The sequence below is a fragment of the Bacillus sp. AK25 genome, from assembly GCF_048270685.1.
GTDB classification, from domain to species: domain Bacteria; phylum Bacillota; class Bacilli; order Bacillales; family Bacillaceae; genus Bacillus; species Bacillus altitudinis.
On the sequence record NZ_JBLUWC010000001.1, the window covers coordinates 109549 to 132549 of the forward strand.

Here is a 23001-nt window from a genome sequence, read left to right on the forward strand (position 1 = left end):
AGGAAGGAGAAATTACCCAATGGCAAGAGAGTTCTCCTTAGACAAAACTCGTAATATTGGTATCATGGCTCACATCGATGCCGGTAAAACGACAACGACTGAGCGTATCTTGTACTACACTGGTCGTATCCATAAAATTGGTGAAACTCACGAAGGAGCTTCACAAATGGACTGGATGGAGCAGGAGCAAGAACGTGGTATTACAATCACTTCTGCTGCTACTACAGCACAATGGAAAGGTTACCGTGTAAACATCATTGATACACCAGGACACGTAGACTTCACTGTTGAAGTTGAACGTTCTTTGCGTGTACTTGATGGTGCGGTTGCTGTTCTTGATGCACAATCAGGTGTAGAGCCTCAAACTGAAACAGTTTGGCGCCAAGCAACAACTTACGGAGTACCTCGTATCGTATTCGTTAACAAAATGGATAAAACCGGTGCGGACTTCCTTTACTCTGTAAGCACATTAAGAGATCGTCTTCAAGCGAACGCTCATGCAATTCAATTGCCGATCGGCGCTGAAGATCAATTCGAAGGAATCATCGACCTTGTAGAAAACGTAGCATACTTCTACGAAGATGACCTTGGAACTCGCTCTGATGCACAAGAAATCCCTGCTGAGTATAAAGACAAAGCTGAAGAGCTTCGCAGCAGCTTAATTGAAGCTGTCGCTGAGCTTGATGAAGAGCTTATGGAAAAATACCTTGAGGGTGAAGAAATCACAATTCCTGAATTGAAAGCTGCAATCCGTAAAGGAACGTTGAATGTTGAATTCTACCCAGTTCTTGTTGGATCTGCTTTCAAAAACAAAGGTGTTCAGCTTGTACTTGACGCTGTGCTTGACTACCTTCCTGCACCAACTGATGTTGCTGCAATCAAAGGTACATTGCCAGATACAAATGAAGAGGTTGTACGTGAGTCTACTGATGACGCACCATTCGCAGCTCTTGCATTTAAAGTTATGACTGACCCTTATGTTGGGAAACTAACATTCTTCCGCGTATACTCTGGAACACTTGATTCTGGTTCTTACGTGAAGAACTCTTCTAAGAACAAGCGTGAGCGTGTTGGACGTATCCTTCAAATGCACGCAAACAGCCGTGAAGAAATCTCTACTGTATATGCAGGGGATATCGCAGCAGCTGTTGGTCTTAAAGATACATCTACTGGTGATACTCTTTGTGACGAGAAAAATCTTGTTATCCTTGAGTCTATGGAATTCCCAGAGCCAGTTATCGATGTAGCTATCGAGCCTAAATCTAAGGCTGACCAAGATAAAATGGGTATCGCTTTAGCTAAACTAGCTGAAGAGGATCCAACATTCCGTACACAAACAAACACTGAAACTGGTCAAACGATCATCTCTGGTATGGGTGAGCTTCACCTTGATATCATTGTTGACCGTATGAAGCGTGAGTTCAAGGTTGAAGCTAACGTAGGAGCTCCTCAAGTTGCGTACCGTGAAACATTCCGTTCTAGTGCAAAAGTTGAAGGTAAATTCGTACGTCAGTCTGGTGGACGCGGTCAGTTCGGACACGTTTGGATCGAATTCGAACCTAACGAAGAAGGCGCAGGCTTCGAATTCACAAATGCAATCGTCGGTGGGGTTGTTCCACGTGAATACATTCCAGCAATTCAAGCAGGTCTTGAAGATTCACTAGAAAATGGTGTATTAGCTGGATTCCCATTAATCGACATCAAAGCAAAATTATTCGATGGATCTTACCACGATGTTGACTCTAACGAAATGGCGTTTAAAATTGCTGCATCTATGGCATTGAAAAATGCTGTCAGCAAATGCAACCCAGTTCTACTTGAGCCAATGATGAAAGTAGAAGTCGTTATCCCAGAAGAATACATGGGAGACATCATGGGTGATATCACATCTCGTCGTGGACGTGTAGAAGGTATGGAAGCTCGCGGTAACGCTCAAGTTGTTCGCGCTATGGTTCCACTTTCTGAAATGTTCGGATATGCAACTGCACTCCGTTCTAACACACAAGGACGCGGTACTTTCACTATGCACATGGATCACTACGAAGAAGTGCCTAAGAGCATCAGTGAAGAAATCATCAAAAAAAATAAAGGTGAATAATTGATTTTGCCTTTAAACTAAAGTATAACTACTATTGAAGATCAGAAAGTGGGAGGTAACTCTTCACTTTCTATCACTCATACCAAATACAATGAACCTTTAAGGAGGATTTTTAGAATGGCTAAAGAAAAATTCGACCGTTCCAAATCGCATGCTAACATTGGTACAATTGGACACGTTGACCATGGTAAAACAACTCTAACTGCTGCTATCTCAACAGTTCTTCATAAGAAATCTGGTAAAGGTACAGCTATGGCTTATGACCAAATCGATGGTGCTCCAGAAGAGCGCGAGCGTGGAATCACAATCTCAACTGCACACGTTGAGTATGAAACTGAAACTCGTCACTATGCACACGTAGACTGCCCAGGACACGCTGACTATGTTAAAAACATGATCACTGGTGCTGCTCAAATGGACGGCGCGATCTTAGTAGTATCTGCTGCTGATGGTCCAATGCCACAAACACGTGAGCACATCCTACTTTCTCGTAACGTAGGTGTTCCTTACATCGTAGTATTCCTTAACAAATGTGACATGGTTGACGATGAAGAGTTACTTGAACTTGTTGAAATGGAAGTTCGTGACCTTCTTTCTGACTATGACTTCCCTGGTGACGATGTACCAGTTATCAAAGGTTCTGCTCTTAAAGCTCTTGAAGGTGATGCTGATTACGAAGCAAAAATCTTCGAACTTATGGATGCGGTTGATGAGTACATCCCAACTCCAGAGCGTGACACTGAGAAGCCATTCATGATGCCAGTTGAGGACGTATTCTCAATCACTGGTCGTGGAACAGTTGCTACTGGTCGTGTTGAGCGTGGACAAGTTAAAGTCGGTGACGAAGTTGAAATCATCGGTCTTCAAGAAGAAAACGGTAAAACAACTGTTACAGGTGTTGAAATGTTCCGTAAACTTCTTGACTATGCTGAAGCTGGTGACAACATCGGTGCACTACTTCGTGGTGTATCTCGTGAAGATATCCAACGTGGTCAAGTACTTGCTAAACCAGGTACAATCACTCCACATAGCCGTTTCAAAGCTGAAGTTTATGTACTTTCTAAAGAAGAGGGTGGACGTCATACTCCATTCTTCACTAACTACCGTCCGCAGTTCTACTTCCGTACAACTGACGTAACTGGTATCGTACATCTTCCAGAAGGTACTGAAATGGTAATGCCTGGCGATAACACTGAGATGGAAGTTGAACTTATCTCTACTATCGCTATCGAAGAAGGAACTCGTTTCTCTATCCGTGAGGGTGGACGTACTGTAGGTTCTGGCGTTGTTTCTACTATCATTAAGTAATAACAGTTAAAAAGAGACTCCTTGCAAAAGGGTCTCTTTTTTTGCTTTTCCAGTGCATAACGGCTACTATAAGCTATAGAATCTAAATGGAACCGAGAGGATCACTGGAATGGCGAAGACAATGTTGAAAAAGTGGCTGATTGGCGGGCTTGATCAATGGATTATGATAAAAGAAGATCAAGCGAAAAAAACAAAACCTGTTTTATTATTTTTACACGGTGGCCCAGGGTCAGCTCAAATGAGTTATATCGATTCCTTTCATAAGGAACTTGATCAAGACTTCACTGTTGTTCATTGGGACCAACGCGGTGCAGGACTGTCTTATCAAAAAAACATTCCTGAGTCTTCTATGACCATTGGGCAATTCATAGAGGATACGATTGAGCTTACAGAAAAACTGCTTTCTTATAATGATCAAACGAAAATATACATTGCGGGTTATTCATGGGGATCATTAGTTGCGATACAAGCTGTACATAAACGACCAGATTTGTATCATGCCTATTATGGAATTAGTCAGGTGGTTGATGTATTAAAAGAGGATATTGTATCGTACGAACTTCTTCTAAAAAAATATCAAGGCAAGCATTTCATCAGTAGATGTCTAAGATTGCTGACACCACCCCCTTGGAAACGCACCTCTGCTCATGCTTTGTTCTCTCTATACAAAGAGTTCGCAAAAGTAGGGCTCACGCATAGGTGGAAGCCACTTTTTCAAATGCTGTATGCATTTCTTGTTAGTAAGCATTATCAGCTAAAAGATAAGTGGAAATTCCTTATGGGACAGAAGTATAGCCAGGATATGCTGTGGGACGAGCTAATGAACGAAAGCATTCAATACCGAGTTTCTTCTATATTAATACCCTGCTACTTTATCATCGGGGAACATGACATGATTACACCAGCTGCTGTATCAAAACCATATGTTGATCAACTTACAGCACCAATAAAAGAGTGGTTTACTTTTAAAGAATCTGCGCATTCTCCGCATATTGAAGAGCCAGAAGAATTTATTCGTATCGTCAGGAAGACAGCTACACATCATCTTCAGGGAAAGCTTGATTTATAGGCTGAACCCCTGTATAATATGAAAAGTGTGCAAATCATAAATTTATCCGATTTATTATTGCAACACACAGGCCAATTTGGTACAATAGTGCATGTTGGTCTTTGACTGCGATGAAGTGAGAGGTTGCTGACACACCCGGCCGCTTTGCCATGGCAAGGTGATCAGGTTTTTCTCACGGAGAACTGTCTAACGTAAGTAGGCGAAAAGGAGGGAAAATAATGGCAAAACAAAAAATTCGTATTCGTTTAAAAGCATATGATCATAGAATTCTTGATCAATCTGCTGAGAAGATTGTTGAAACGGCTAAGCGTTCTGGTGCTAGTGTATCTGGTCCAATCCCGCTTCCAACTGAAAAATCAGTTTACACAATCCTTCGTGCGGTGCATAAGTACAAAGATTCTCGTGAGCAATTCGAGATGCGTACTCACAAACGTCTAATCGACATCGTGAATCCAACTCCGCAAACAGTTGATGCACTTATGCGTTTAGATTTACCATCCGGTGTAGATATCGAAATCAAACTTTAATTCAAATAGAAAACACATATTATAGGAGGTGTGACGAATGACCAAAGGAATCTTAGGTAGAAAAATTGGTATGACGCAAGTATTCGCAGAAAACGGTGATCTTATCCCTGTAACTGTTGTTGAGGCTGCTGCTAACGTTGTTCTTCAGAAGAAGACTACTGACACGGATGGCTATGAAGCAATCCAAATCGGTTTTGACGACAAACGTGAGAAGCTTTCTAACAAACCAGAGAAAGGCCACGTTGCTAAAGCGGAAACTGCTCCTAAGCGCTTCGTAAAAGAATTACGCGGTGTGGAGTTAGATGCGTATGAAGTTGGTCAGGAAGTCAAAGTTGATATTTTCGCAAATGGAGATATCGTAGATGTAACAGGAACATCAAAAGGTAAAGGATTCCAAGGGGCTATCAAACGCCACGGACAATCACGCGGACCAATGACTCACGGTTCACGTTACCACCGTCGTCCTGGTTCAATGGGACCTGTTGATCCAAACCGAGTATTCAAAGGTAAACTTCTTCCAGGACGTATGGGCGGAGAGCAAATCACTGTCCAAAATCTTGAGATCGTTAAAGTTGATGCAGAACGCAATCTTCTTTTGATCAAAGGTAACGTACCAGGAGCTAAAAAATCTCTAGTAACTGTAAAGAGTGCAGTTAAAACTAAATAACTCTCTTAGGAAAGGAGGAAACAAGTCATGCCAAAAGTAGCATTATTTAACCAAAACGGTTCTACTAACGGTGAAATCGAATTAAACGCTTCTGTGTTTGGAATTGAGCCAAACGAAAGCGTAGTATTCGATGCTATTCTTATGCAAAGAGCTTCCTTACGTCAAGGAACTCACAAAGTAAAAACTCGTTCTGAAGTACGTGGCGGAGGTCGTAAACCTTGGAGACAGAAGGGTACAGGTCGTGCTCGTCAAGGTTCTATCCGTTCACCACAATGGCGCGGAGGCGGTATCGTATTCGGTCCAACACCACGCAGCTATTCTTATAAATTACCTAAAAAAGTTCGCCGCTTGGCTATCAAGTCAGTATTGTCTTCTAAAGTAATCGACAACAACATCATCGTTCTTGAAGATCTTACTCTTGATGCAGTGAAAACGAAAGAATTCGCAGGCATCCTTAAAGGGTTATCTGTTGAGAAGAAAGCGTTGATCGTCACTGCGGATGCAAACGAAACAGTTGCTTTATCTGCTCGTAACATCCCTGGAGTAACAGTTGTTGAAGCTAACGGTATCAACGTTCTTGACGTTGTCAACCACGACAAACTTCTGATCACTAAAGCAGCGGTTGAAAAAGTAGAGGAGGGACTTGCATAATGAAAGATCCTCGTGATGTTCTAAAGCGCCCTATCATTACTGAACGTTCTGCTGATCTAATGACAGAGAAGAAGTACACGTTCGAAGTTGATGTCAGAGCTAACAAGACAGAAGTGAAAGACGCTGTTGAAGAGATCTTTGGAGTGAAAGTTGAGAAAGTCAACGTTCAAAACTACAAAGGTAAATCAAAACGCGTTGGACGCTACACTGGTATGACTAGCCGTCGCAGAAAAGCGATCGTGAAATTAACTGCTGACAGCAAAGAAATCGAAATTTTTGAAGCGTAAATCTTAAAAAGAAGGAGGGAAATTCAAAATGGCGATTAAAAAGTATAAACCAACCAGTAATGGTCGTCGTGGCATGACTACTTCAGATTTTGCTGAAATCACGACTGACAAACCAGAAAAATCGTTGCTTGCACCGCTTCACAGAAAAGGCGGACGTAACAACCAAGGTAGATTGACTGTTCGTCATCAAGGTGGCGGTCACAAACGTCAATACCGTATCATCGACTTTAAGCGTGATAAAGACGGTATACCTGGACGCGTTGCTACAATCGAGTATGATCCAAACCGTTCAGCGAACATCGCTCTTGTAAACTATGCAGATGGTGAGAAACGTTACATTCTTGCTCCGAAAGGAATCCAAGTTGGTACTGAAGTTACTTCTGGACCAGAAGCTGACATCAAACCAGGTAATGCTCTTCCGCTTATCAACATCCCAGTTGGTACAGTTGTGCATAACATTGAATTAAAACCAGGTAAAGGTGGACAATTAGTTCGTTCTGCTGGTACTTCTGCTCAAGTTCTAGGTAAAGAAGGTAAATACGTTCTTGTACGTTTGAACTCTGGTGAAGTACGCATGATCCTTTCTGCTTGCCGTGCGACTATCGGTCAAGTTGGAAACGAACAACACGAACTAATCAACATCGGTAAAGCTGGACGTTCTCGCTGGAAAGGCGTACGCCCAACAGTTCGTGGTTCTGTAATGAACCCTAACGATCACCCACACGGCGGTGGTGAAGGACGCGCTCCAATCGGACGTAAATCACCAATGTCTCCATGGGGTAAACCGACTCTTGGATTCAAGACTCGTAAGAAAACCAACAAGTCTGATAAATTCATTGTACGTCGTCGTAAAAACAAGTAACGGGGTTGTCTACGGTTCATTTAGGACCGTAGTTCAATCACGAAGGGAGGTTCCACAATGGCTCGCAGCTTAAAAAAAGGACCATTTGTTGATGATCATTTGATGGCTAAAGTCGAGAAATTGAATGAAACTGACAAAAAGCAAGTCGTAAAAACTTGGTCTCGTCGTTCTACAATTTTCCCACAATTCATCGGTCACACAATCGCTGTCTATGACGGACGCAAACATGTACCTGTTTTCATTTCTGAAGATATGGTAGGTCACAAATTGGGCGAATTCGCACCAAGCCGTACTTACAAAGGTCATGCTAGTGACGATAAAAAAACAAGACGCTAATGAGAGGAGGCTTTTAAATGCAAGCTAAAGCTGTCGCAAGAACAGTCCGTATTGCTCCTCGTAAAGCACGTCTAGTAATGGACCTGATCCGAGGTAAGCAAGTAGGAGAAGCAGTTTCTATCTTAAACCTTACACCTAAGGCTGCTTCACCAATTATTGAAAAAGTATTAAAATCTGCTATCGCAAATGCTGAGCACAACTACGAGTTGGACGCTAACAGCCTAGTGATTACTCAAGCATTCGTTGACGAAGGTCCAACACTTAAGAGATTCCGTCCACGTGCTATGGGTCGTGCGAGCGCAATTAACAAACGTACTAGCCACATTACAATCGTTGTATCAGAAAAGAAGGAGGGATAATCCGTGGGTCAAAAGGTAAATCCAGTAGGTCTTCGTATTGGCGTCATTCGTGATTGGGAATCTAAATGGTTCGCAGGAAAAGATTACGCTGACTTCTTACATGAAGACTTGAAAATCCGTGAATTCATCAGCAAGCGTTTGTCTGACGCGTCTGTTTCTAAAGTAGAAATCGAACGTGCTGCAAACCGCGTAAATATCACAATCCACACGGCTAAACCAGGTATGGTAATTGGTAAAGGCGGATCTGAAGTTGAAGCACTTCGTAAAGCTCTTAACAGCCTAACTGGCAAACGTGTACACATCAACATTCTTGAAATCAAGAGAGCAGATCTTGATGCTCAGCTAGTTGCTGAAAACATCGCTCGTCAACTTGAAAATCGTATTTCATTCCGTCGTGCACAAAAACAAACAATCCAACGCACAATGCGTGCTGGAGCACAAGGAATCAAAACAATGGTTTCTGGTCGTCTTGGCGGTGCAGATATTGCTCGTTCTGAATATTACAGTGAAGGTACTGTTCCATTGCACACACTTCGTGCTGACATCGACTATGCTACTGCTGAAGCTGATACTACTTATGGTAAGCTTGGCGTAAAAGTATGGATCTATCGTGGAGAAGTCCTTCCAACTAAGAAGAATACTGCGGAAGGAGGAAAATAATATGTTATTGCCAAAACGCGTGAAGTATCGCAGAGAACATCGTGGAAAAATGCGTGGTCGTGCAAAAGGCGGCACTGAAGTACATTTCGGTGAGTTCGGTATCCAAGCTCTTGAAGCTTCTTGGATCACTAACCGTCAAATCGAAGCTGCTCGTATTGCTATGACTCGTTACATGAAACGTGGCGGTAAAGTTTGGATCAAAATTTTCCCTTCTAAGCCATACACAGCTAAACCTCTAGAGGTCCGCATGGGTTCCGGTAAAGGTGCTCCAGAAGGCTGGGTAGCTGTAGTAAAACCGGGCAAAGTTTTATTTGAAATTTCTGGTGTGTCTGAAGAAGTTGCTCGTGAAGCTCTTCGTCTTGCATCTCACAAATTGCCAATTAAAACGAAGTTCGTAAAACGTGAAGAAATTGGTGGTGAATCAAATGAAAGCTAATGAAATTCGTGACCTTACCACTGCTGAAATTGAACAAAAAGTAAAGTCTCTTAAAGAAGAACTTTTCAATCTTCGTTTCCAATTAGCGACTGGGCAGCTTGAAAACACTGCTCGCATTCGTGAAGTGCGTAAATCAATCGCACGCATGAAAACTGTGATTCGTCAAAGAGAAATCGCTGCTAATAAATAATAATTAGAGGGGAGGCCCCGCAAACATGAGCGAACGTAACCAACGTAAAGTGTATCAAGGTCGTGTTGTTTCTGACAAAATGGATAAAACCATCACTGTTGTAGTTGAAACATACAAAAAGCATTCACTTTATGGCAAACGTGTAAGATACTCTAAAAAGTTCAAAGCACATGATGAAAACAACCAAGCAAAAATCGGAGACATCGTAAAGGTCATGGAAACTCGTCCATTATCTGCGACTAAACGCTTTCGTCTAGTTGAAGTTGTCGAAGAAGCTGTTATTATCTAATAAAGTTCGGATTTCTTTTTCCGAAGGGAGGTAACATTAATGATTCAACAGGAGACTCGTTTAAAAGTAGCTGACAACTCTGGCGCACGCGAAGTACTAACGATTAAAGTTCTTGGTGGCTCTGGACGTAAAACGGCTAACATCGGTGATGTCATTGTTTGTACGGTTAAACAAGCAACACCAGGAGGCGTTGTCAAAAAAGGTGAAGTTGTGAAAGCAGTTATCGTTCGTACTAAGAGCGGAGCTCGCAGAAACGATGGATCTTACATCAGTTTTGATGAAAATGCATGTGTCATCATTCGTGACGACAAGAGCCCACGTGGAACTCGTATCTTCGGACCAGTAGCACGTGAACTTCGTGAAAACAACTATATGAAAATTGTTTCTTTAGCACCAGAAGTACTTTAATGAATACAATCCGCGACTCAAGGAGGTGCGATTAAATGCATGTTAAAAAGGGCGATAAAGTAGTGGTTATCTCTGGTAAAGATAAAGGTAAACAAGGTGTCATCCTTGCTGCTTTCCCTAAAAAGGACCGTGTTTTAGTAGAAGGTATTAACCTTGTGAAAAAACACTCTAAACCAACCCAAGCTAACCCTCAAGGCGGAATTTCTGAACAAGAAGCGCCGATCCACGTATCAAACGTAATGCCGCTTGATCCTAAAACGGGTGAAGTGACACGTATTGGATATAAAGTTGAGGACGGAAAGAAAGTCCGTGTAGCGAAAAAATCTGGGCAAGTTCTAGATAAATAGTAAATAAGGAAGGGAGGTCTTTCTCATGAACCGCCTTAAAGAAAAGTATGTAAAAGAAATTACACCTGCATTAGTTTCTAAGTTTGAATACAAATCAGTAATGCAAGTGCCAAAAATCGAAAAAATCGTGATCAACATGGGTGTTGGTGACGCCGTTCAAAACGCTAAAGCAATCGATACTGCTGTTGAAGAATTAACGTTTATCGCTGGTCAAAAACCTGTCGTTACTCGTGCGAAGAAGTCTATTGCTGGATTCCGTCTACGTGAAGGAATGCCAATCGGTGCGAAAGTAACACTTCGCGGAGAGCGCATGTACGATTTCCTTGATAAACTTATTTCTGTATCTTTACCACGTGTACGTGACTTCCGCGGGATTTCTAAGAAATCTTTCGACGGTCGTGGAAACTACACGCTTGGTATTAAAGAACAGTTAATCTTCCCAGAAATTGATTACGATAAAGTAACAAAAGTCCGCGGTATGGATATCGTTATCGTTACGACTGCCAACACGGACGAAGAAGCACGTGAGTTATTAACTCAAGTAGGTATGCCGTTCCAGAAATAATCAATGAAAGGGAGGCGAAATCGTGGCTAAAAAGTCTATGATTGCGAAACAACAACGCAAACAAAAGTTTAAAGTTCAAGAGTATACGCGCTGCGAACGTTGTGGACGTCCACATTCAGTAATTCGCAAGTTTAAACTTTGCCGTATTTGTTTCCGCGAACTTGCATATAAAGGACAAATTCCTGGCGTTAAAAAAGCCAGCTGGTAATCCCCATAAATGGGAAGGAGGTTATTAAATAATGGTTATGACAGATCCGATTGCAGATTTGCTGACTCGTATTCGCAATGCGAACATGGTACGTCATGAGAAGCTAGAAGTACCGGCTTCAAAAATCAAAAGAGAAATTGCTGAAATCTTAAAGCGTGAAGGTTTTATCCGTGACGTTGAGTACGTCGAAGACAGCAAACAAGGAATTATCCGTTTGTTCCTTAAATACGGCCAAAACAACGAACGTGTTATCACTGGTCTTAAAAGAATCAGTAAACCTGGTTTACGCGTATATGCGAAATCAAATGAAGTACCACGTGTACTTAACGGACTTGGAATCGCAATTATTTCTACATCACAAGGTGTTTTATCGGACAAAGAAGCCCGTGCTAAACAAGCTGGTGGAGAAGTACTTGCTTACGTATGGTAAAAAAAGTTTAAGATGAATGGAGGTGCTTGGTATGTCTCGTATAGGTAAAAAGCTAATCGAGATCCCTTCAGGAGTAACTGTGACAAACAACGATAACACAGTGACAGTAAAGGGACCAAAAGGTGAACTAACTCGTGCATTTCACCCTGATATGGAAATTAAAATTGAGGACAACGTCTTAACTGTAAGCCGTCCGTCTGAAAATAAAGAACACCGTGCATTACATGGTACAACACGTAGCTTAATTGCAAACATGGTTGAAGGTGTATCTAAAGGTTTCGAAAGAGGTTTAGAACTAATCGGTGTCGGTTACCGTGCAGCTAAATCTGGAAACAAACTTGTTCTTAACGTTGGATACTCTCACCCAGTTGAAATCGTTCCTGAGGCTGGAGTTGAAGTAGAAGTTCCATCTCAAACGAAAGTAATCGTTAAAGGTATCGATAAAGAGCGTGTAGGAGCTCTAGCTTCTAACATCCGCGCTGTCCGTGCTCCAGAGCCTTACAAAGGTAAAGGAATTCGTTACGAAGGTGAATTCGTTCGCCGTAAAGAAGGAAAAACTGGTAAGTAAGATCGCTTAATGTGAAGAAAGGAGTGACTCGGATGATTACGAAAACTAGCAAAAACGCTACTCGTCTTAAAAGACACGCTCGTGTTCGTGCGAAACTTTCAGGTACTGCTGAAAGACCTCGCCTTAACGTTTTCCGTTCTAACAAGAACATCTACGCTCAAGTAATTGATGATGTTAACGGTGTAACACTTGTAAGTGCTTCTACTCTTGATAAAGAGTTAAAGATCGAGAATAGTTCTGACGCTGCAGCTGCTACTAAAGTTGGCGAACTTGTTGCAAAACGTGCTGTTGAAAAAGGCATCTCTAACGTGGTATTTGACCGCGGAGGATACTTATATCATGGACGTGTAAAAGCTCTAGCTGAAGCTGCTCGTGAGGCTGGACTTAAATTTTAATAAAAGAAGGAGGGACACATCCGAATGAGTCGTATTGACCCAAGCAAATTAGAGTTAGAAGAACGCTTAGTTACGGTTAACCGGGTAGCGAAAGTTGTTAAAGGTGGACGTCGTTTCCGTTTTGCAGCTTTAGTTGTTGTCGGTGACAAAAACGGTCATGTAGGATTCGGTACTGGTAAAGCACAAGAAGTACCAGAAGCGATCCGCAAAGCTGTTGAAGACGCGAAAAAGAATTTAATTGAAGTACCAATGGTTGGAACTACAATTCCACATGAAATCATCGGTCGATTCGGTGCAGGAAACGTTCTATTGAAGCCTGCTTCAGAAGGTACAGGAGTTATCGCTGGAGGCCCAGTGCGTGCGGTACTTGAGCTTGCTGGTCTAGCTGATATCCTTTCTAAATCTCTAGGTTCTAATACACCGATCAACATGATCCGCGCAACACTTCAAGGTTTAAGTGAACTTAAACGTGCTGAAGATGTAGCGAAGCTTCGTGGAAAATCTGTAGAAGACCTGTTAGGATAAGGAGGGAACAATAATGGCAAATAAATTAGAAATTACCCTCAAACGCAGTGTAATCGGTCGCCCGGAAGATCAGCGTGTCACTGTTCGTACTCTTGGTCTAAAGAAAACAAACCAAACAGTCGTACATGAAGACAATGCAGCGATCCGCGGCATGATTAACAAGGTGTCTCATTTAGTTTCTGTTAAAGAACAATAAAACATTTTTAATCGATAAGGAGGTGCCCAAATGAAACTTCATGAATTGAAGCCTTCAGAAGGTTCACGTAAAGTACGCAACCGTGTTGGTCGTGGTATTGGATCAGGTAACGGTAAAACTTCTGGTAAAGGTCATAAAGGTCAAAACGCTCGTTCTGGCGGCGGTGTACGCCCTGGATTCGAAGGTGGTCAAATGCCTTTATTCCAACGCCTTCCAAAACGTGGTTTTACAAACATCAACCGTAAAGATTACGCGGTAATCAACTTAGACAGATTAAACAGTTTTGACGAAGGAACGGAAGTCACTCCTGAACTTCTTCTAGAGACTGGTGCAATAAGCAAGTTAAAAGCAGGAGTAAAAATTCTTGGCAACGGTAAATTAGAAAAAAAATTAACTGTAAAAGCCAATAAATTCTCTGCTTCTGCTAAAGAAGCGATTGAAGCTGCTGGCGGTACAGCCGAGGTGATCTAACTTGTTTAAGACAATCTCCAATTTTATGCGTGTGAAAGATATACGGAATAAGATTATATTTACACTTTTAATGTTAGTCGCCTTTCGTATAGGTGCTTTCATCCCTGTGCCTAATGTGAACGCCGAAGTTCTCCAGGCACAGGATCAAATGAGTGTTTTCGGAATCCTCAACACGTTTGGGGGCGGGGCACTTTTCCAATTCTCCATTCTTGCAATGGGGATTATGCCGTATATCACTGCTTCGATCATCATCCAGCTCTTGCAGATGGATGTTGTACCGAAGTTTACTGAGTGGTCAAAGCAAGGAGAGGTTGGCCGCCGAAAATTAGCACAATTCACAAGGTATTTTACAATTGTTCTAGGATTTATCCAGGCGTTAGGAATGTCATATGGATTTAACAATATGGCAGGAGGCATGCTGATTGAAAACCCAGGTGTTTCAACGTATCTCTTAATTGCGGTCGTACTCACTGCGGGAACAGCATTTTTAATGTGGCTGGGAGAGCAGATTACTGCTCACGGTGTTGGTAACGGTATTTCGATTATTATCTTTGCCGGTATCATCGCAGGTATCCCTCAAACATTAAAGCAAGTGTACGCTCAGCAATTTGTAGGTGGAGATGGACAGCTGTTCATGCAAATCCTGAAAATTGCCCTTATTGTGATTGCTATTCTTGTCATTGTTATCGGTGTTATTTACATTCAAATGGCAGTGAGAAAGATTGCGATTCAATATTCAAAAGGAACTGGCCGTGCACAAATGTCTGCTAGTCAAGCAACGCACCTTCCATTGAAAGTGAATCCAGCAGGGGTGATTCCAGTCATCTTTGCCGTTTCGTTCATTATCACTCCGCAGACGATCGCATCGTTCTTCGGAACAAATAATGTGACAACCTGGATAACTAACAACTTTGACTATACTAAGCCAATCGGTATGACGATTTATGTAGCACTGATTGTTGCTTTCACATATTTTTATGCCTTTGTCCAAGTAAACCCTGAACAAATGGCTGAAAATCTGCAAAAGCAGGGTGGCTATATCCCGGGAGTTCGTCCAGGGAAAATGACTCAAGATAGAATTACGAGCATTTTGTACCGACTCACGTTTGTGGGCGCCATTTTCTTAGCCGTGATTTCAATACTTCCTATCTTTTTCATTCAATTCGCTGGATTACCTTCCGCTGCACAAATTGGCGGCACAAGTCTTCTCATTGTTGTAGGTGTTGCACTTGAAACAATGAAGCAGCTTGAAAGCCAATTAGTGAAACGAAACTACCGTGGATTTATGAAATAAAACAGAGGGCTGGGCTCCTGCCCAACCTCTCTAAGTAAGGAAGGGGAAATCCGAAATGAACTTAGTCTTAATGGGGCTTCCGGGTGCTGGTAAAGGCACTCAGGCAGAACGAATTGTTGATGATTATGGGATCCCTCATATCTCAACAGGAGATATGTTCCGTGCTGCTATGAAAGAGGAGACACAACTTGGACTCGAAGCAAAATCCTTTATCGATAAAGGAGAGCTTGTTCCTGATGAGGTCACAATCGGTATTGTTAGAGAAAGACTTGGCAAGAATGATTGTGAACAAGGTTTTCTTCTGGACGGATTTCCGCGAACTGTCGCTCAGGCTGAAGCTTTAGAAGACATTCTAAAGGACCTTGGCAGAACGATTGATTATGTCATTAATATTAAAGTCGATAAAGATGCTTTGATGGAGCGTCTGACTGGCCGAAGAATTTGCAAAGATTGCGGAGCAACATATCATTTAGTATTTAATCCACCTGCGAAAGAAAATGTTTGTGACAAGTGTGGAGGCGAGCTTTATCAACGTGCAGATGATAATGCAGAAACCGTTTCGACAAGACTTGAAGTGAACTTAAAGCAGACTGAACCTTTACTGAATTTCTATTCAGAAAAAGGATATCTTGCAAACATTGATGGTGCGAAGCACATTAACGATGTTTACGCTGATATCAAGGACCTGCTTGGGGGATTAAATAAATGATTATCTGTAAAACTCCTCGCGAGCTTGAGATTATGAGAGAAGCTGGACGCATTGTCGCACTGACTCATGAAGAGCTGAAGAAACACATAAAACCAGGTATTTCGACAAAAGAATTGGATCAAATTGCCGAACGTTTTATTACAAAGCAGGGTGCAATCCCATCTTTTAAAGGGTATAATGGTTTTCGCGGGAGCATTTGCGTTTCGGTGAATGAAGAACTCGTTCACGGTATTCCTGGTAAACGGGTTTTACGTGATGGAGACATCATTAGTATCGATATCGGCGCAAAGTTAAATGGCTATCATGGTGACTCTGCTTGGACATATCCAGTTGGGGTAATCAGTGATGAGGACCGCAAACTACTGGAAGTCACAGAGGAATCTCTATATAAGGGCTTACAGGAAGCAAAGCCAGGTGAACGTCTGTCAAACATTTCCCATGCCATACAAACGTATGTTGAAGGTGAGAATTTCTCAGTTGTTAGAGAATATGTTGGACATGGGGTCGGACAGGATCTTCATGAGGACCCTCAAATTCCTCATTATGGTCCGCCGAACAAAGGCCCACGGCTCAAACCTGGAATGGTGTTGGCCATCGAACCGATGGTGAACGCAGGCAGCCGATATGTGAAAACACTGGCTGATAACTGGACGGTTGTAACGGTTGATGGGAAAAAGTGTGCTCACTTTGAGCATACGATTGCGATTACAGATACAGGTTTTGATATACTGACTAAGATTTAGGTCTTCACTGAAGCCTTTCAGGCCCAAATCGGGCAGGTTGTCTGTATAGTCCAAGGAAAGAACAAGATCAGTATACAGTTGTCATCGGCGTGTTCGATGGCTGCCATGTACTAATCGCAGACGGAGAAAAGCGTAAATTCATTCTCCTAAGAAAAAATATCAATCATTTAACCTTTTATGATTGCGTATCTCCGGAAGTTCAGAACAGTATATTCAAAACAGGTCGGGTGATAGATGGACAATTGAGAACATCTCATTTGGACATTTATCAGAGAGCAAGTTACTGATTTGAAGAAGGGAGAACACTTGAATGGCGAAAGACGATGTAATTGAAGTGGAAGGTACTGTAGCAGAAACTTTGCCAAATGCAATGTTCAAAGTTGAACTAGAGAATGGTCATACAGTTTTGGCTCATGTATCAGGAAAAATCCGTATGCACTTCATTCGCATTTTACCTGGAGACAAAGTTACGGTAGAATTATCTCCATATGACTTAACTCGTGGTAGAATTACGTACCGTTACAAATAAAGCAACTCCGGAAGAAGGAGGTTGGAAACACATGAAAGTGAGACCATCTGTTAAACCTATCTGTGAAAAATGTAAAGTGATTCGCAGAAAAGGAAAAGTAATGGTGATCTGTGAAAACCCAAAACATAAACAAAAACAAGGCTAATAACAAGGAGGTGCCCAAATCATGGCTCGTATTGCTGGTGTAGATATTCCACGTGATAAGCGTGTTGTCATTTCTTTAACATATGTTTTTGGAATTGGTCGTACGACGGCTCAACAAGTCCTTAAAGAAGCAGGTGTTTCTGAAGACACTCGCGTTCGCGATCTAACTGAAGACGAACTAGGTAAAATCCGTGATATCATTGACAAACTTAAAGTAGAAGGTGACCTTCGTCGTGAAGTTTCACTTAACATTAAGCGTCTAATTGAAATCGGAAGCTACCGCGGAATCCGTCATCGTAGAGGACTTCCTGTTCGTGGACAAAACACAAAAAACAACGCGCGCACTCGTAAAGGTCCGCGTCGTACTGTAGCTAACAAGAAAAAATAAGTAAAGGAGGTAGTTAAAGAATGGCTGCTGCTCGTAAACAAAATACGCGTAAACGTCGCGTGAAAAAGAATATTGAAGCTGGAATCGCTCATATCCGTTCCACTTTCAACAACACGATTGTAACGATTACTGATGTTCATGGAAACGCAATTTCTTGGTCAAGTGCTGGTGCATTAGGATTCAGAGGTTCTCGTAAATCTACTCCTTTCGCTGCACAAATGGCTGCTGAAACTGCTGCTAAAGGTTCTATCGAACATGGTCTTAAAACACTTGAAGTAACTGTTAAAGGTCCTGGTTCTGGTCGTGAAGCTGCAATTCGTGCGCTTCAAGCTGCAGGTCTTGAAGTTACTGCAATCAGAGACGTAACTCCAGTTCCTCATAACGGATGCCGTCCACCAAAACGTCGCCGCGTGTAATTTGTTTGTATAGATTTTGTGTCCCTGTCAATAATGGGTTATGATACAGTTATTTATGAGACGAATACACGACTCGTTGCCTGAGCACATACGGGACTAAACAATGAGGAATTTCGGATGGAATCTCATATGATTCTATTCGAGGTTTCGACGTTTTGAAGGAGGGTTTTATTAGATGATCGAAATTGAAAAACCAAAAATCGAAACGGTTGAAATCAGCGACGATGCCAAGTATGGCAAGTTTGTCGTAGAGCCACTTGAGCGTGGATATGGTACCACTTTAGGGAACTCCCTTCGTCGTATCCTTTTATCCTCACTTCCTGGTGCAGCTGTAACATCGATCCAGATAGATGGTGTCTTACACGAATTCTCAACGATCGAAGGCGTGGTTGAAGATGTTACAACGATTATCTTAAACATTAAAAAGCTTGCACTCAAAATCTACTCTGAAGAAGAGAAGACGCTTGAAATTGATGTACAAGATGAAGGAACTGTAACAGCTGCTGATATTACACACGACAGCGATATTGAAATCTTAAATCCAGATCTTCACATCGCAACTCTTGGCAAAAATGCGAGCTTCCGTGTTCGTTTGACTGCACAAAGAGGTCGCGGGTATAATCCTGCTGATGCAAACAAAAGAGACGATCAGCCTATCGGCGTGATTCCGATCGACTCAATCTATACACCTGTATCTCGTGTAACTTATCAAGTGGAGAACACCCGTGTTGGGCAAATCACAAACTATGATAAATTAACACTAGATGTATGGACTGATGGAAGCACAGGACCGAAAGAAGCGATCGCTCTAGGTTCTAAGATTTTAACTGAACACCTAAATATTTTCGTTGGGTTAACTGACGAAGCTCAGCATGCAGAAATCATGGTTGAAAAAGAAGAAGACCAAAAAGAAAAAGTGCTTGAAATGACAATTGAAGAGCTTGATCTTTCTGTTCGTTCTTACAACTGTTTGAAGCGTGCGGGTATTAACACTGTTCAAGAGCTTGCTAACAAGACAGAAGAGGATATGATGAAAGTTCGTAACCTTGGACGTAAATCTCTTGAAGAAGTGAAAGCGAAACTAGAAGAACTTGGACTGGGTCTTCGTAAAGACGATTGACTAGTTTCATTGTGAACTAGGATTTTCGTGTGTTTTTTATTCATACAGCATCTCTAATTAAGGAGGGGACATCACATGGCATACAGAAAGCTAGGACGCACTAGTGCACAACGTAAAGCAATGCTTCGTGACCTAACGACTGATTTGATCATCAACGAACGCATCGAAACAACTGAAACACGTGCGAAAGAACTTCGCTCTGTAGTTGAAAAAATGATCACTCTTGGCAAACGCGGAGATCTTCATGCTCGCCGTCAAGCTGCAGCTTACATTCGTAACGAAGTAGCTAACGCTGAAACAAACCAAGATGCACTTCAAAAATTATTCGCTGACGTTGCAACTCGCTACGAAGATCGCCAAGGTGGATACACTCGTATCATGAAGCTTGGACCTCGTCGCGGCGATGGCGCACCAATGGCTGTCATTGAATTAGTTTAATCACATATCGTGTATCTAAGAAAGGGCGGGACAGTTCATAACTGGATCTATGCCCTTTTTTAGATACTACGGCTTTTTATCAATAGGCAAAGTAGAGGTTGAGCTGAGAGGAGGTCCGGTAGAGATGGAGAAGACATTAATTGACGTAAAAGACATTGTATTTCGTTATCACAAAGATGCGGACAAGCCCGCTTTAGACCAAGTGTCATTGCATGTGAATCAAAATGAATGGCTTGCCATTGTTGGCCACAACGGTTCAGGTAAATCCACACTTGCCCGTGTACTGAATGGGCTCATTTTACCGGATGCAGGAACGGTCAAGGTTGGTGAGATTGAGCTGAAAGAAGAAAGTGTTTGGGATATTCGCAAAAAGGTCGGCATGGTCTTTCAAAACCCAGACAACCAATTTGTTGGCTCGACGGTTCGTGATGATGTGGCTTTTGGTTTAGAAAATAACGGGGTTGAGCGGGAATTGATGATAGAGCGTGTAGATTGGGCTGTCAAACAGGTCAATATGCAGGAGTTTCTTGATCAAGAGCCGCACCATCTATCAGGCGGGCAAAAGCAGAGAGTAGCGATCGCTGGTGTACTTGCCGCAAGCCCTGACATCATGATCTTGGATGAAGCAACATCAATGCTTGATCCGATTGGCCGTGAAGAAGTGTTAGAAACCGTCAGACTACTGAAGGAACAAGGAACGGTCACGGTCATTTCCATCACACATGATTTAGACGAGGCTGCGAAGGCAGACCGTGTCATTGTGATGAATGGCGGGAAGAAATTTGCCGAGGGAACACCAGAGGAAGTATTTGAACTAGATGAACAGCTGGTTCAGATTGGACTTGATCTGCCATTTTCCTACCGGTTGAGTAAGCAATTGAAGCAGCAAGGTGTGCCGCTTGCAAATGCCCATTTGACACAAGAAGGATTGGTGAAAGAGCTATGGACATTACGATCAAAGAATTAGAGCATCGTTATCAAATGAAAACGCCGTTTGAGCGTCTCGCTTTGTATGATGTCAATGCTTCCATCAAAGAAGGCAGCTATGTTGCTGTCATTGGTCATACGGGTTCTGGCAAGTCGACATTGCTGCAACATTTAAATGGACTGCTCAAACCAACAAAAGGGAGCATTGCGCTTGGAGATACGGTCTTACAAGCCAATAAGAAGCAGAAGGAACTGAAATCTCTTCGCAAAAAGGTAGGTATCGTGTTTCAGTTTCCTGAACATCAGCTCTTTGAGGAGACGATTCTGAAGGATATCTGTTTTGGTCCGATGAACTTCGGCGTTCCAAAAGAAAAGGCAGAAGCCAAGGCTAAAGAGATGCTGAAGCTTGTAGGCCTTCCTGAATCCTTGTTATCTCGATCACCCTTTGAATTAAGCGGTGGTCAAATGAGACGTGTGGCGATTGCAGGTGTACTAGCGATGGAGCCAGAAGTGCTTGTGCTTGACGAGCCGACTGCGGGATTAGATCCACGCGGACGTAAAGAAATCATGGACATGTTCTATGAGCTTCATCAAAAAGCCAACCTGACGACGATCCTTGTGACACACAGTATGGAAGATGCCGCTCATTATGCGGATCAAATGATTGTGATGCACAAAGGAACAGTGAAGGCGACAGGTACGCCGAGGGAGCTATTTGCCAATCGTACAGACATGTCTTCTTTCGGACTGGACCTCCCGGAAACGATAAAATTCCAGCAGGCTGTCGAGGAAAAGCTTGGGATGACGTTTCCGAGACCGCTTCTGACCATGGATGAAATGGCAGAAGCCTTAACAGCTTTATATCAGGGGGACACGACATCATGATGGATAGTATGATTATCGGCAAATATGTGCCGGGTACATCTTTTGTCCATCGTCTTGATCCAAGGACAAAGCTGTTATCAATTTTCTTTTTTGTCTTTATTGTCTTTTTTGCGAATAACTACATTACTTACGGGCTTCTAGGGGTCTTTACGATCCTTGTGGTGATGGTGTCTCAGGTGCCGCTGTACTTTATTCTCAAAGGAATGAAACCCATCCTGTGGATTGTTCTGTTTACCTTTATTCTGCATATCTTCATGACAAAGGAAGGCGCTTTGCTCTTTCACTTTGGTTTTCTGAATATTTATGAAGAAGGTCTAAAACAGGGGATTTTCATTTCACTCCGTTTTGTCTATCTCATCATGATGACAACACTTCTGACGTTGACCACAACGCCTATTGAAGTGACAGACGGTATGGAGAAGCTGCTGCATCCTTTCCGTAAAATCAAGCTACCTGTTCATGAACTTGCTCTTATGATGTCTATCTCTCTTCGATTTATTCCGACTTTACTCGAAGAAACAGACAAAATCATGAAAGCACAAATGGCAAGAGGTGTTGATTTTACAAGCGGACCCGTGAAAGATCGTTTAAAAGCGATTGTTCCATTGCTTGTCCCGCTTTTCGTCAGTGCGTTTAAGCGTGCGGAGGAATTGGCGACCGCTATGGAAGCGAGAGGCTACCGCGGGGGAGAAGGGCGTACGAAATACCGTCAGCTTGTCTGGGGCATGAAAGACACGTTCACGTTGCTTTTATTCATCCTGTTAACAGCACTCCTTGTGCTGCTTAGAAATTAGGTGATGCCTAGATGAAAGTAAAATGTACCGTATCATACGATGGGACACATTTTAAAGGGTATCAAGTGCAACCAGGACAGCGAACCATTCAGACGGAGATTGAATCTGCCCTTGCTAGAATGCATAAACAAGACGAACTGATTCCGATTGTGGCTTCTGGCCGGACAGACAGTGGCGTTCACGCAAAGGGGCAGGTCATCCATTTTGACACCCCGCTTGCCATCCCGATGGAGAGATGGCCGTTTGCCCTCAACAGCTTGCTGCCAGATGACATTCGTGTTCTAAAGGCTGAAGAAGTGGATGAGTCGTTTCATGCCAGATTTGGTGTTGTGTCGAAGGAGTACCGTTATAGGGTCTCAACGGAAACGCACCAAAATGTGTTTACGAGACAGTATGCCTGTCACTATCCTTACCCGTTGGATGTCGACAAAATGAGAGAAGCTGCTGGGCACCTCATTGGCACACACGATTTCACAAGCTTTTGTGCGGCCAATACAGAGGTTCAAGACAAGGTGAGGGAGATTTACGCCCTTGAGTGGAAAAACGTCTCAGACGGGCTTGAAATGCGTGTGAGAGGGAATGGCTTTTTATACAACATGGTGCGAATTATAGCCGGCACGTTACTTGAAATTGGTTCTGGTAAATTTCACCCTGAGGAGATAAAAGCCATGCTTGCCGCCCGAAATCGCGAAGCGGCAGGCAAGACTGCGCCCAGTCACGGACTGTATTTATGGGAAGTTTTCTATGACAACTAAACCAGGT

The 23001-nt window shown here is 42.6% G+C and carries 37 protein-coding genes; all 37 read left to right on the forward strand.

Translation table 11 applies throughout. The features are described 5' to 3' along the window. Positions 1 to 19: 19 nt before the first annotated feature. The 37 genes from fusA (at position 20) to truA (ending at position 22994) form a co-directional block, all read left to right on the forward strand. Complete coding sequence (gene fusA, locus ACNO7B_RS00610) at positions 20 to 2098, forward strand: elongation factor G (protein ID WP_007496301.1); 2079 nt, start codon at positions 20 to 22, stop codon at positions 2096 to 2098. Between the two features lie 117 nt (positions 2099 to 2215). After that, entirely contained in the window at positions 2216 to 3406 is a 1191-nt protein-coding gene (gene tuf / locus ACNO7B_RS00615) for an elongation factor Tu (RefSeq protein WP_007496302.1), read from the forward strand. Between the two features lie 109 nt (positions 3407 to 3515). Next, the gene (locus ACNO7B_RS00620; protein WP_417901035.1) at positions 3516 to 4475 is read left to right on the forward strand and encodes an alpha/beta fold hydrolase; all 960 of its coding nucleotides are present in this window, start codon (positions 3516 to 3518) and stop codon (positions 4473 to 4475) included. Positions 4476 to 4693: 218 nt separating this feature from the next. Continuing rightward, entirely contained in the window at positions 4694 to 5002 is a 309-nt protein-coding gene (rpsJ, locus tag ACNO7B_RS00625) for a 30S ribosomal protein S10 (protein ID WP_003156464.1), read from the forward strand. Between the two features lie 37 nt (positions 5003 to 5039). After that, entirely contained in the window at positions 5040 to 5669 is a 630-nt protein-coding gene (gene rplC / locus ACNO7B_RS00630) for a 50S ribosomal protein L3 (RefSeq protein WP_007496311.1), read from the forward strand. A gap of 27 nt (positions 5670 to 5696) precedes the next feature. Continuing rightward, positions 5697 to 6320: a 50S ribosomal protein L4 gene (rplD, locus tag ACNO7B_RS00635; RefSeq protein ID WP_007496312.1), complete on the forward strand. Its 624-nt coding sequence runs from the start codon at positions 5697 to 5699 to the stop codon at positions 6318 to 6320. Continuing rightward, positions 6320 to 6607 carry a 50S ribosomal protein L23 gene (gene rplW / locus ACNO7B_RS00640; protein WP_003217016.1) on the forward strand — a complete coding sequence of 96 codons (288 nt, stop codon included), beginning with the start codon at positions 6320 to 6322 and terminating at the stop codon, positions 6605 to 6607. Before rplD ends, rplW begins: the two co-directional genes overlap by 1 nt. Positions 6608 to 6635: 28 nt before the next feature. Continuing rightward, complete coding sequence (gene rplB, locus ACNO7B_RS00645; protein WP_007496314.1) at positions 6636 to 7469, forward strand: 50S ribosomal protein L2; 834 nt, start codon at positions 6636 to 6638, stop codon at positions 7467 to 7469. Between the two features lie 57 nt (positions 7470 to 7526). Continuing rightward, positions 7527 to 7805: a 30S ribosomal protein S19 gene (gene rpsS / locus ACNO7B_RS00650; RefSeq protein WP_003216920.1), complete on the forward strand. Its 279-nt coding sequence runs from the start codon at positions 7527 to 7529 to the stop codon at positions 7803 to 7805. Positions 7806 to 7822: 17 nt separating this feature from the next. Next, positions 7823 to 8164, forward strand: a complete 342-nt coding sequence (gene rplV, locus ACNO7B_RS00655; protein WP_007496316.1) for a 50S ribosomal protein L22 — start codon at positions 7823 to 7825, stop codon at positions 8162 to 8164. A gap of 3 nt (positions 8165 to 8167) precedes the next feature. After that, complete coding sequence (gene rpsC / locus ACNO7B_RS00660; RefSeq protein WP_003217241.1) at positions 8168 to 8824, forward strand: 30S ribosomal protein S3; 657 nt, start codon at positions 8168 to 8170, stop codon at positions 8822 to 8824. Between the two features lies 1 nt (position 8825). Next, on the forward strand, positions 8826 to 9260 hold the full coding sequence (rplP, locus tag ACNO7B_RS00665; RefSeq protein ID WP_003225801.1) for a 50S ribosomal protein L16: 435 nt from the start codon (positions 8826 to 8828) through the stop codon (positions 9258 to 9260). Continuing rightward, positions 9250 to 9450, forward strand: coding sequence for a 50S ribosomal protein L29 (rpmC, locus tag ACNO7B_RS00670; RefSeq protein ID WP_003217155.1), 201 nt, complete (start codon positions 9250 to 9252; stop codon positions 9448 to 9450). The genes rplP and rpmC overlap by 11 nt, the downstream gene beginning before the upstream one ends. A gap of 25 nt (positions 9451 to 9475) precedes the next feature. Beyond that, positions 9476 to 9739: a 30S ribosomal protein S17 gene (rpsQ, locus tag ACNO7B_RS00675; protein WP_003216906.1), complete on the forward strand. Its 264-nt coding sequence runs from the start codon at positions 9476 to 9478 to the stop codon at positions 9737 to 9739. Positions 9740 to 9778: 39 nt separating this feature from the next. Further along, positions 9779 to 10147 (forward strand): 50S ribosomal protein L14, encoded by a 369-nt coding sequence (gene rplN, locus ACNO7B_RS00680; protein WP_003216882.1) that lies wholly within the window; start codon positions 9779 to 9781, stop codon positions 10145 to 10147. 35 nt (positions 10148 to 10182) lie between these two features. After that, entirely contained in the window at positions 10183 to 10494 is a 312-nt protein-coding gene (rplX, locus tag ACNO7B_RS00685) for a 50S ribosomal protein L24 (RefSeq protein WP_007496325.1), read from the forward strand. Between the two features lie 25 nt (positions 10495 to 10519). Then, positions 10520 to 11059 carry a 50S ribosomal protein L5 gene (gene rplE / locus ACNO7B_RS00690; RefSeq protein WP_003217159.1) on the forward strand — a complete coding sequence of 180 codons (540 nt, stop codon included), beginning with the start codon at positions 10520 to 10522 and terminating at the stop codon, positions 11057 to 11059. A gap of 22 nt (positions 11060 to 11081) precedes the next feature. Continuing rightward, positions 11082 to 11267, forward strand: coding sequence for a 30S ribosomal protein S14 (gene rpsN, locus ACNO7B_RS00695; protein ID WP_008356542.1), 186 nt, complete (start codon positions 11082 to 11084; stop codon positions 11265 to 11267). Positions 11268 to 11298: 31 nt separating this feature from the next. Further along, on the forward strand, positions 11299 to 11697 hold the full coding sequence (gene rpsH / locus ACNO7B_RS00700) for a 30S ribosomal protein S8 (RefSeq protein ID WP_007496327.1): 399 nt from the start codon (positions 11299 to 11301) through the stop codon (positions 11695 to 11697). Between the two features lie 31 nt (positions 11698 to 11728). Beyond that, complete coding sequence (gene rplF / locus ACNO7B_RS00705) at positions 11729 to 12265, forward strand: 50S ribosomal protein L6 (RefSeq protein ID WP_008345395.1); 537 nt, start codon at positions 11729 to 11731, stop codon at positions 12263 to 12265. Between the two features lie 32 nt (positions 12266 to 12297). Further along, a complete protein-coding gene (rplR, locus tag ACNO7B_RS00710; protein ID WP_003216951.1) occupies positions 12298 to 12660 on the forward strand; it encodes a 50S ribosomal protein L18 in 363 nt (120 codons plus the stop codon). A gap of 24 nt (positions 12661 to 12684) precedes the next feature. After that, a complete protein-coding gene (gene rpsE, locus ACNO7B_RS00715; protein WP_007496332.1) occupies positions 12685 to 13185 on the forward strand; it encodes a 30S ribosomal protein S5 in 501 nt (166 codons plus the stop codon). 13 nt (positions 13186 to 13198) lie between these two features. Then, positions 13199 to 13381, forward strand: a complete 183-nt coding sequence (gene rpmD, locus ACNO7B_RS00720) for a 50S ribosomal protein L30 (protein WP_003217067.1) — start codon at positions 13199 to 13201, stop codon at positions 13379 to 13381. Between the two features lie 30 nt (positions 13382 to 13411). Next, positions 13412 to 13852, forward strand: coding sequence for a 50S ribosomal protein L15 (gene rplO / locus ACNO7B_RS00725; protein ID WP_003216888.1), 441 nt, complete (start codon positions 13412 to 13414; stop codon positions 13850 to 13852). Between the two features lies 1 nt (position 13853). Then, on the forward strand, positions 13854 to 15146 hold the full coding sequence (gene secY, locus ACNO7B_RS00730; RefSeq protein WP_417901036.1) for a preprotein translocase subunit SecY: 1293 nt from the start codon (positions 13854 to 13856) through the stop codon (positions 15144 to 15146). Positions 15147 to 15201: 55 nt separating this feature from the next. Next, positions 15202 to 15855 (forward strand): adenylate kinase, encoded by a 654-nt coding sequence (locus ACNO7B_RS00735; RefSeq protein WP_007496336.1) that lies wholly within the window; start codon positions 15202 to 15204, stop codon positions 15853 to 15855. Further along, a complete protein-coding gene (gene map, locus ACNO7B_RS00740; protein WP_007496338.1) occupies positions 15852 to 16598 on the forward strand; it encodes a type I methionyl aminopeptidase in 747 nt (248 codons plus the stop codon). Before ACNO7B_RS00735 ends, map begins: the two co-directional genes overlap by 4 nt. A 310-nt stretch (positions 16599 to 16908) precedes the next feature. Continuing rightward, positions 16909 to 17127 (forward strand): translation initiation factor IF-1, encoded by a 219-nt coding sequence (infA, locus tag ACNO7B_RS00745; protein WP_003217190.1) that lies wholly within the window; start codon positions 16909 to 16911, stop codon positions 17125 to 17127. Between the two features lie 31 nt (positions 17128 to 17158). Beyond that, positions 17159 to 17272 (forward strand): 50S ribosomal protein L36, encoded by a 114-nt coding sequence (rpmJ, locus tag ACNO7B_RS00750; protein WP_003156543.1) that lies wholly within the window; start codon positions 17159 to 17161, stop codon positions 17270 to 17272. A 21-nt stretch (positions 17273 to 17293) separates the two neighbouring features. After that, positions 17294 to 17659, forward strand: coding sequence for a 30S ribosomal protein S13 (gene rpsM / locus ACNO7B_RS00755; RefSeq protein ID WP_003217023.1), 366 nt, complete (start codon positions 17294 to 17296; stop codon positions 17657 to 17659). Positions 17660 to 17679: 20 nt separating this feature from the next. After that, positions 17680 to 18075, forward strand: a complete 396-nt coding sequence (gene rpsK / locus ACNO7B_RS00760; RefSeq protein ID WP_003217231.1) for a 30S ribosomal protein S11 — start codon at positions 17680 to 17682, stop codon at positions 18073 to 18075. 175 nt (positions 18076 to 18250) lie between these two features. Next, on the forward strand, positions 18251 to 19195 hold the full coding sequence (locus ACNO7B_RS00765; protein WP_003217009.1) for a DNA-directed RNA polymerase subunit alpha: 945 nt from the start codon (positions 18251 to 18253) through the stop codon (positions 19193 to 19195). 75 nt (positions 19196 to 19270) lie between these two features. Further along, a complete protein-coding gene (rplQ, locus tag ACNO7B_RS00770; protein WP_003216944.1) occupies positions 19271 to 19633 on the forward strand; it encodes a 50S ribosomal protein L17 in 363 nt (120 codons plus the stop codon). Positions 19634 to 19757: 124 nt separating this feature from the next. Further along, complete coding sequence (locus tag ACNO7B_RS00775) at positions 19758 to 20600, forward strand: energy-coupling factor ABC transporter ATP-binding protein (protein WP_008345218.1); 843 nt, start codon at positions 19758 to 19760, stop codon at positions 20598 to 20600. Next, positions 20576 to 21445, forward strand: coding sequence for an energy-coupling factor ABC transporter ATP-binding protein (locus ACNO7B_RS00780; RefSeq protein WP_052320839.1), 870 nt, complete (start codon positions 20576 to 20578; stop codon positions 21443 to 21445). The genes ACNO7B_RS00775 and ACNO7B_RS00780 overlap by 25 nt, the downstream gene beginning before the upstream one ends. Further along, on the forward strand, positions 21442 to 22239 hold the full coding sequence (locus ACNO7B_RS00785) for an energy-coupling factor transporter transmembrane component T family protein (protein WP_060831994.1): 798 nt from the start codon (positions 21442 to 21444) through the stop codon (positions 22237 to 22239). The genes ACNO7B_RS00780 and ACNO7B_RS00785 overlap by 4 nt, the downstream gene beginning before the upstream one ends. An 11-nt stretch (positions 22240 to 22250) precedes the next feature. After that, positions 22251 to 22994, forward strand: a complete 744-nt coding sequence (gene truA / locus ACNO7B_RS00790) for a tRNA pseudouridine(38-40) synthase TruA (protein ID WP_035389137.1) — start codon at positions 22251 to 22253, stop codon at positions 22992 to 22994. Positions 22995 to 23001: the final 7 nt, after the last annotated feature.

Excerpts from the sequence above, each read along its gene's own strand:
- truA (WP_035389137.1), top strand. The coding sequence starts at position 22,251 with ATGAAAGTAAAATGTACCGTATCATACGATGGGACACATTTTAAAGGG.
- rplB (WP_007496314.1), top strand. The coding sequence starts at position 6,636 with ATGGCGATTAAAAAGTATAAACCAACCAGTAATGGTCGTCGTGGCATG.
- rplC (WP_007496311.1), top strand. The coding sequence starts at position 5,040 with ATGACCAAAGGAATCTTAGGTAGAAAAATTGGTATGACGCAAGTATTC.
- ACNO7B_RS00735 (WP_007496336.1), top strand. The coding sequence starts at position 15,202 with ATGAACTTAGTCTTAATGGGGCTTCCGGGTGCTGGTAAAGGCACTCAG.
- infA (WP_003217190.1), top strand. The coding sequence starts at position 16,909 with ATGGCGAAAGACGATGTAATTGAAGTGGAAGGTACTGTAGCAGAAACT.
- rplO (WP_003216888.1), top strand. The coding sequence starts at position 13,412 with ATGAAACTTCATGAATTGAAGCCTTCAGAAGGTTCACGTAAAGTACGC.
- ACNO7B_RS00620 (WP_417901035.1), top strand. The coding sequence starts at position 3,516 with ATGGCGAAGACAATGTTGAAAAAGTGGCTGATTGGCGGGCTTGATCAA.
- ACNO7B_RS00765 (WP_003217009.1), top strand. The coding sequence starts at position 18,251 with ATGATCGAAATTGAAAAACCAAAAATCGAAACGGTTGAAATCAGCGAC.
- rplE (WP_003217159.1), top strand. The coding sequence starts at position 10,520 with ATGAACCGCCTTAAAGAAAAGTATGTAAAAGAAATTACACCTGCATTA.
- rpmD (WP_003217067.1), top strand. The coding sequence starts at position 13,199 with ATGGCAAATAAATTAGAAATTACCCTCAAACGCAGTGTAATCGGTCGC.
- rpmC (WP_003217155.1), top strand. The coding sequence starts at position 9,250 with ATGAAAGCTAATGAAATTCGTGACCTTACCACTGCTGAAATTGAACAA.
- rplX (WP_007496325.1), top strand. The coding sequence starts at position 10,183 with ATGCATGTTAAAAAGGGCGATAAAGTAGTGGTTATCTCTGGTAAAGAT.
- rplN (WP_003216882.1), top strand. The coding sequence starts at position 9,779 with ATGATTCAACAGGAGACTCGTTTAAAAGTAGCTGACAACTCTGGCGCA.
- rplD (WP_007496312.1), top strand. The coding sequence starts at position 5,697 with ATGCCAAAAGTAGCATTATTTAACCAAAACGGTTCTACTAACGGTGAA.
- rpsH (WP_007496327.1), top strand. The coding sequence starts at position 11,299 with ATGGTTATGACAGATCCGATTGCAGATTTGCTGACTCGTATTCGCAAT.
- rplV (WP_007496316.1), top strand. The coding sequence starts at position 7,823 with ATGCAAGCTAAAGCTGTCGCAAGAACAGTCCGTATTGCTCCTCGTAAA.
- rplQ (WP_003216944.1), top strand. The coding sequence starts at position 19,271 with ATGGCATACAGAAAGCTAGGACGCACTAGTGCACAACGTAAAGCAATG.
- rpsJ (WP_003156464.1), top strand. The coding sequence starts at position 4,694 with ATGGCAAAACAAAAAATTCGTATTCGTTTAAAAGCATATGATCATAGA.
- rplW (WP_003217016.1), top strand. The coding sequence starts at position 6,320 with ATGAAAGATCCTCGTGATGTTCTAAAGCGCCCTATCATTACTGAACGT.
- ACNO7B_RS00775 (WP_008345218.1), top strand. The coding sequence starts at position 19,758 with ATGGAGAAGACATTAATTGACGTAAAAGACATTGTATTTCGTTATCAC.
- rpsM (WP_003217023.1), top strand. The coding sequence starts at position 17,294 with ATGGCTCGTATTGCTGGTGTAGATATTCCACGTGATAAGCGTGTTGTC.
- ACNO7B_RS00780 (WP_052320839.1), top strand. The coding sequence starts at position 20,576 with ATGGACATTACGATCAAAGAATTAGAGCATCGTTATCAAATGAAAACG.
- rpsS (WP_003216920.1), top strand. The coding sequence starts at position 7,527 with ATGGCTCGCAGCTTAAAAAAAGGACCATTTGTTGATGATCATTTGATG.
- map (WP_007496338.1), top strand. The coding sequence starts at position 15,852 with ATGATTATCTGTAAAACTCCTCGCGAGCTTGAGATTATGAGAGAAGCT.
- rpmJ (WP_003156543.1), top strand. The coding sequence starts at position 17,159 with ATGAAAGTGAGACCATCTGTTAAACCTATCTGTGAAAAATGTAAAGTG.
- rplR (WP_003216951.1), top strand. The coding sequence starts at position 12,298 with ATGATTACGAAAACTAGCAAAAACGCTACTCGTCTTAAAAGACACGCT.
- rplP (WP_003225801.1), top strand. The coding sequence starts at position 8,826 with ATGTTATTGCCAAAACGCGTGAAGTATCGCAGAGAACATCGTGGAAAA.
- rpsE (WP_007496332.1), top strand. The coding sequence starts at position 12,685 with ATGAGTCGTATTGACCCAAGCAAATTAGAGTTAGAAGAACGCTTAGTT.
- ACNO7B_RS00785 (WP_060831994.1), top strand. The coding sequence starts at position 21,442 with ATGATGGATAGTATGATTATCGGCAAATATGTGCCGGGTACATCTTTT.
- rplF (WP_008345395.1), top strand. The coding sequence starts at position 11,729 with ATGTCTCGTATAGGTAAAAAGCTAATCGAGATCCCTTCAGGAGTAACT.
- rpsQ (WP_003216906.1), top strand. The coding sequence starts at position 9,476 with ATGAGCGAACGTAACCAACGTAAAGTGTATCAAGGTCGTGTTGTTTCT.
- fusA (WP_007496301.1), top strand. The coding sequence starts at position 20 with ATGGCAAGAGAGTTCTCCTTAGACAAAACTCGTAATATTGGTATCATG.
- tuf (WP_007496302.1), top strand. The coding sequence starts at position 2,216 with ATGGCTAAAGAAAAATTCGACCGTTCCAAATCGCATGCTAACATTGGT.
- rpsK (WP_003217231.1), top strand. The coding sequence starts at position 17,680 with ATGGCTGCTGCTCGTAAACAAAATACGCGTAAACGTCGCGTGAAAAAG.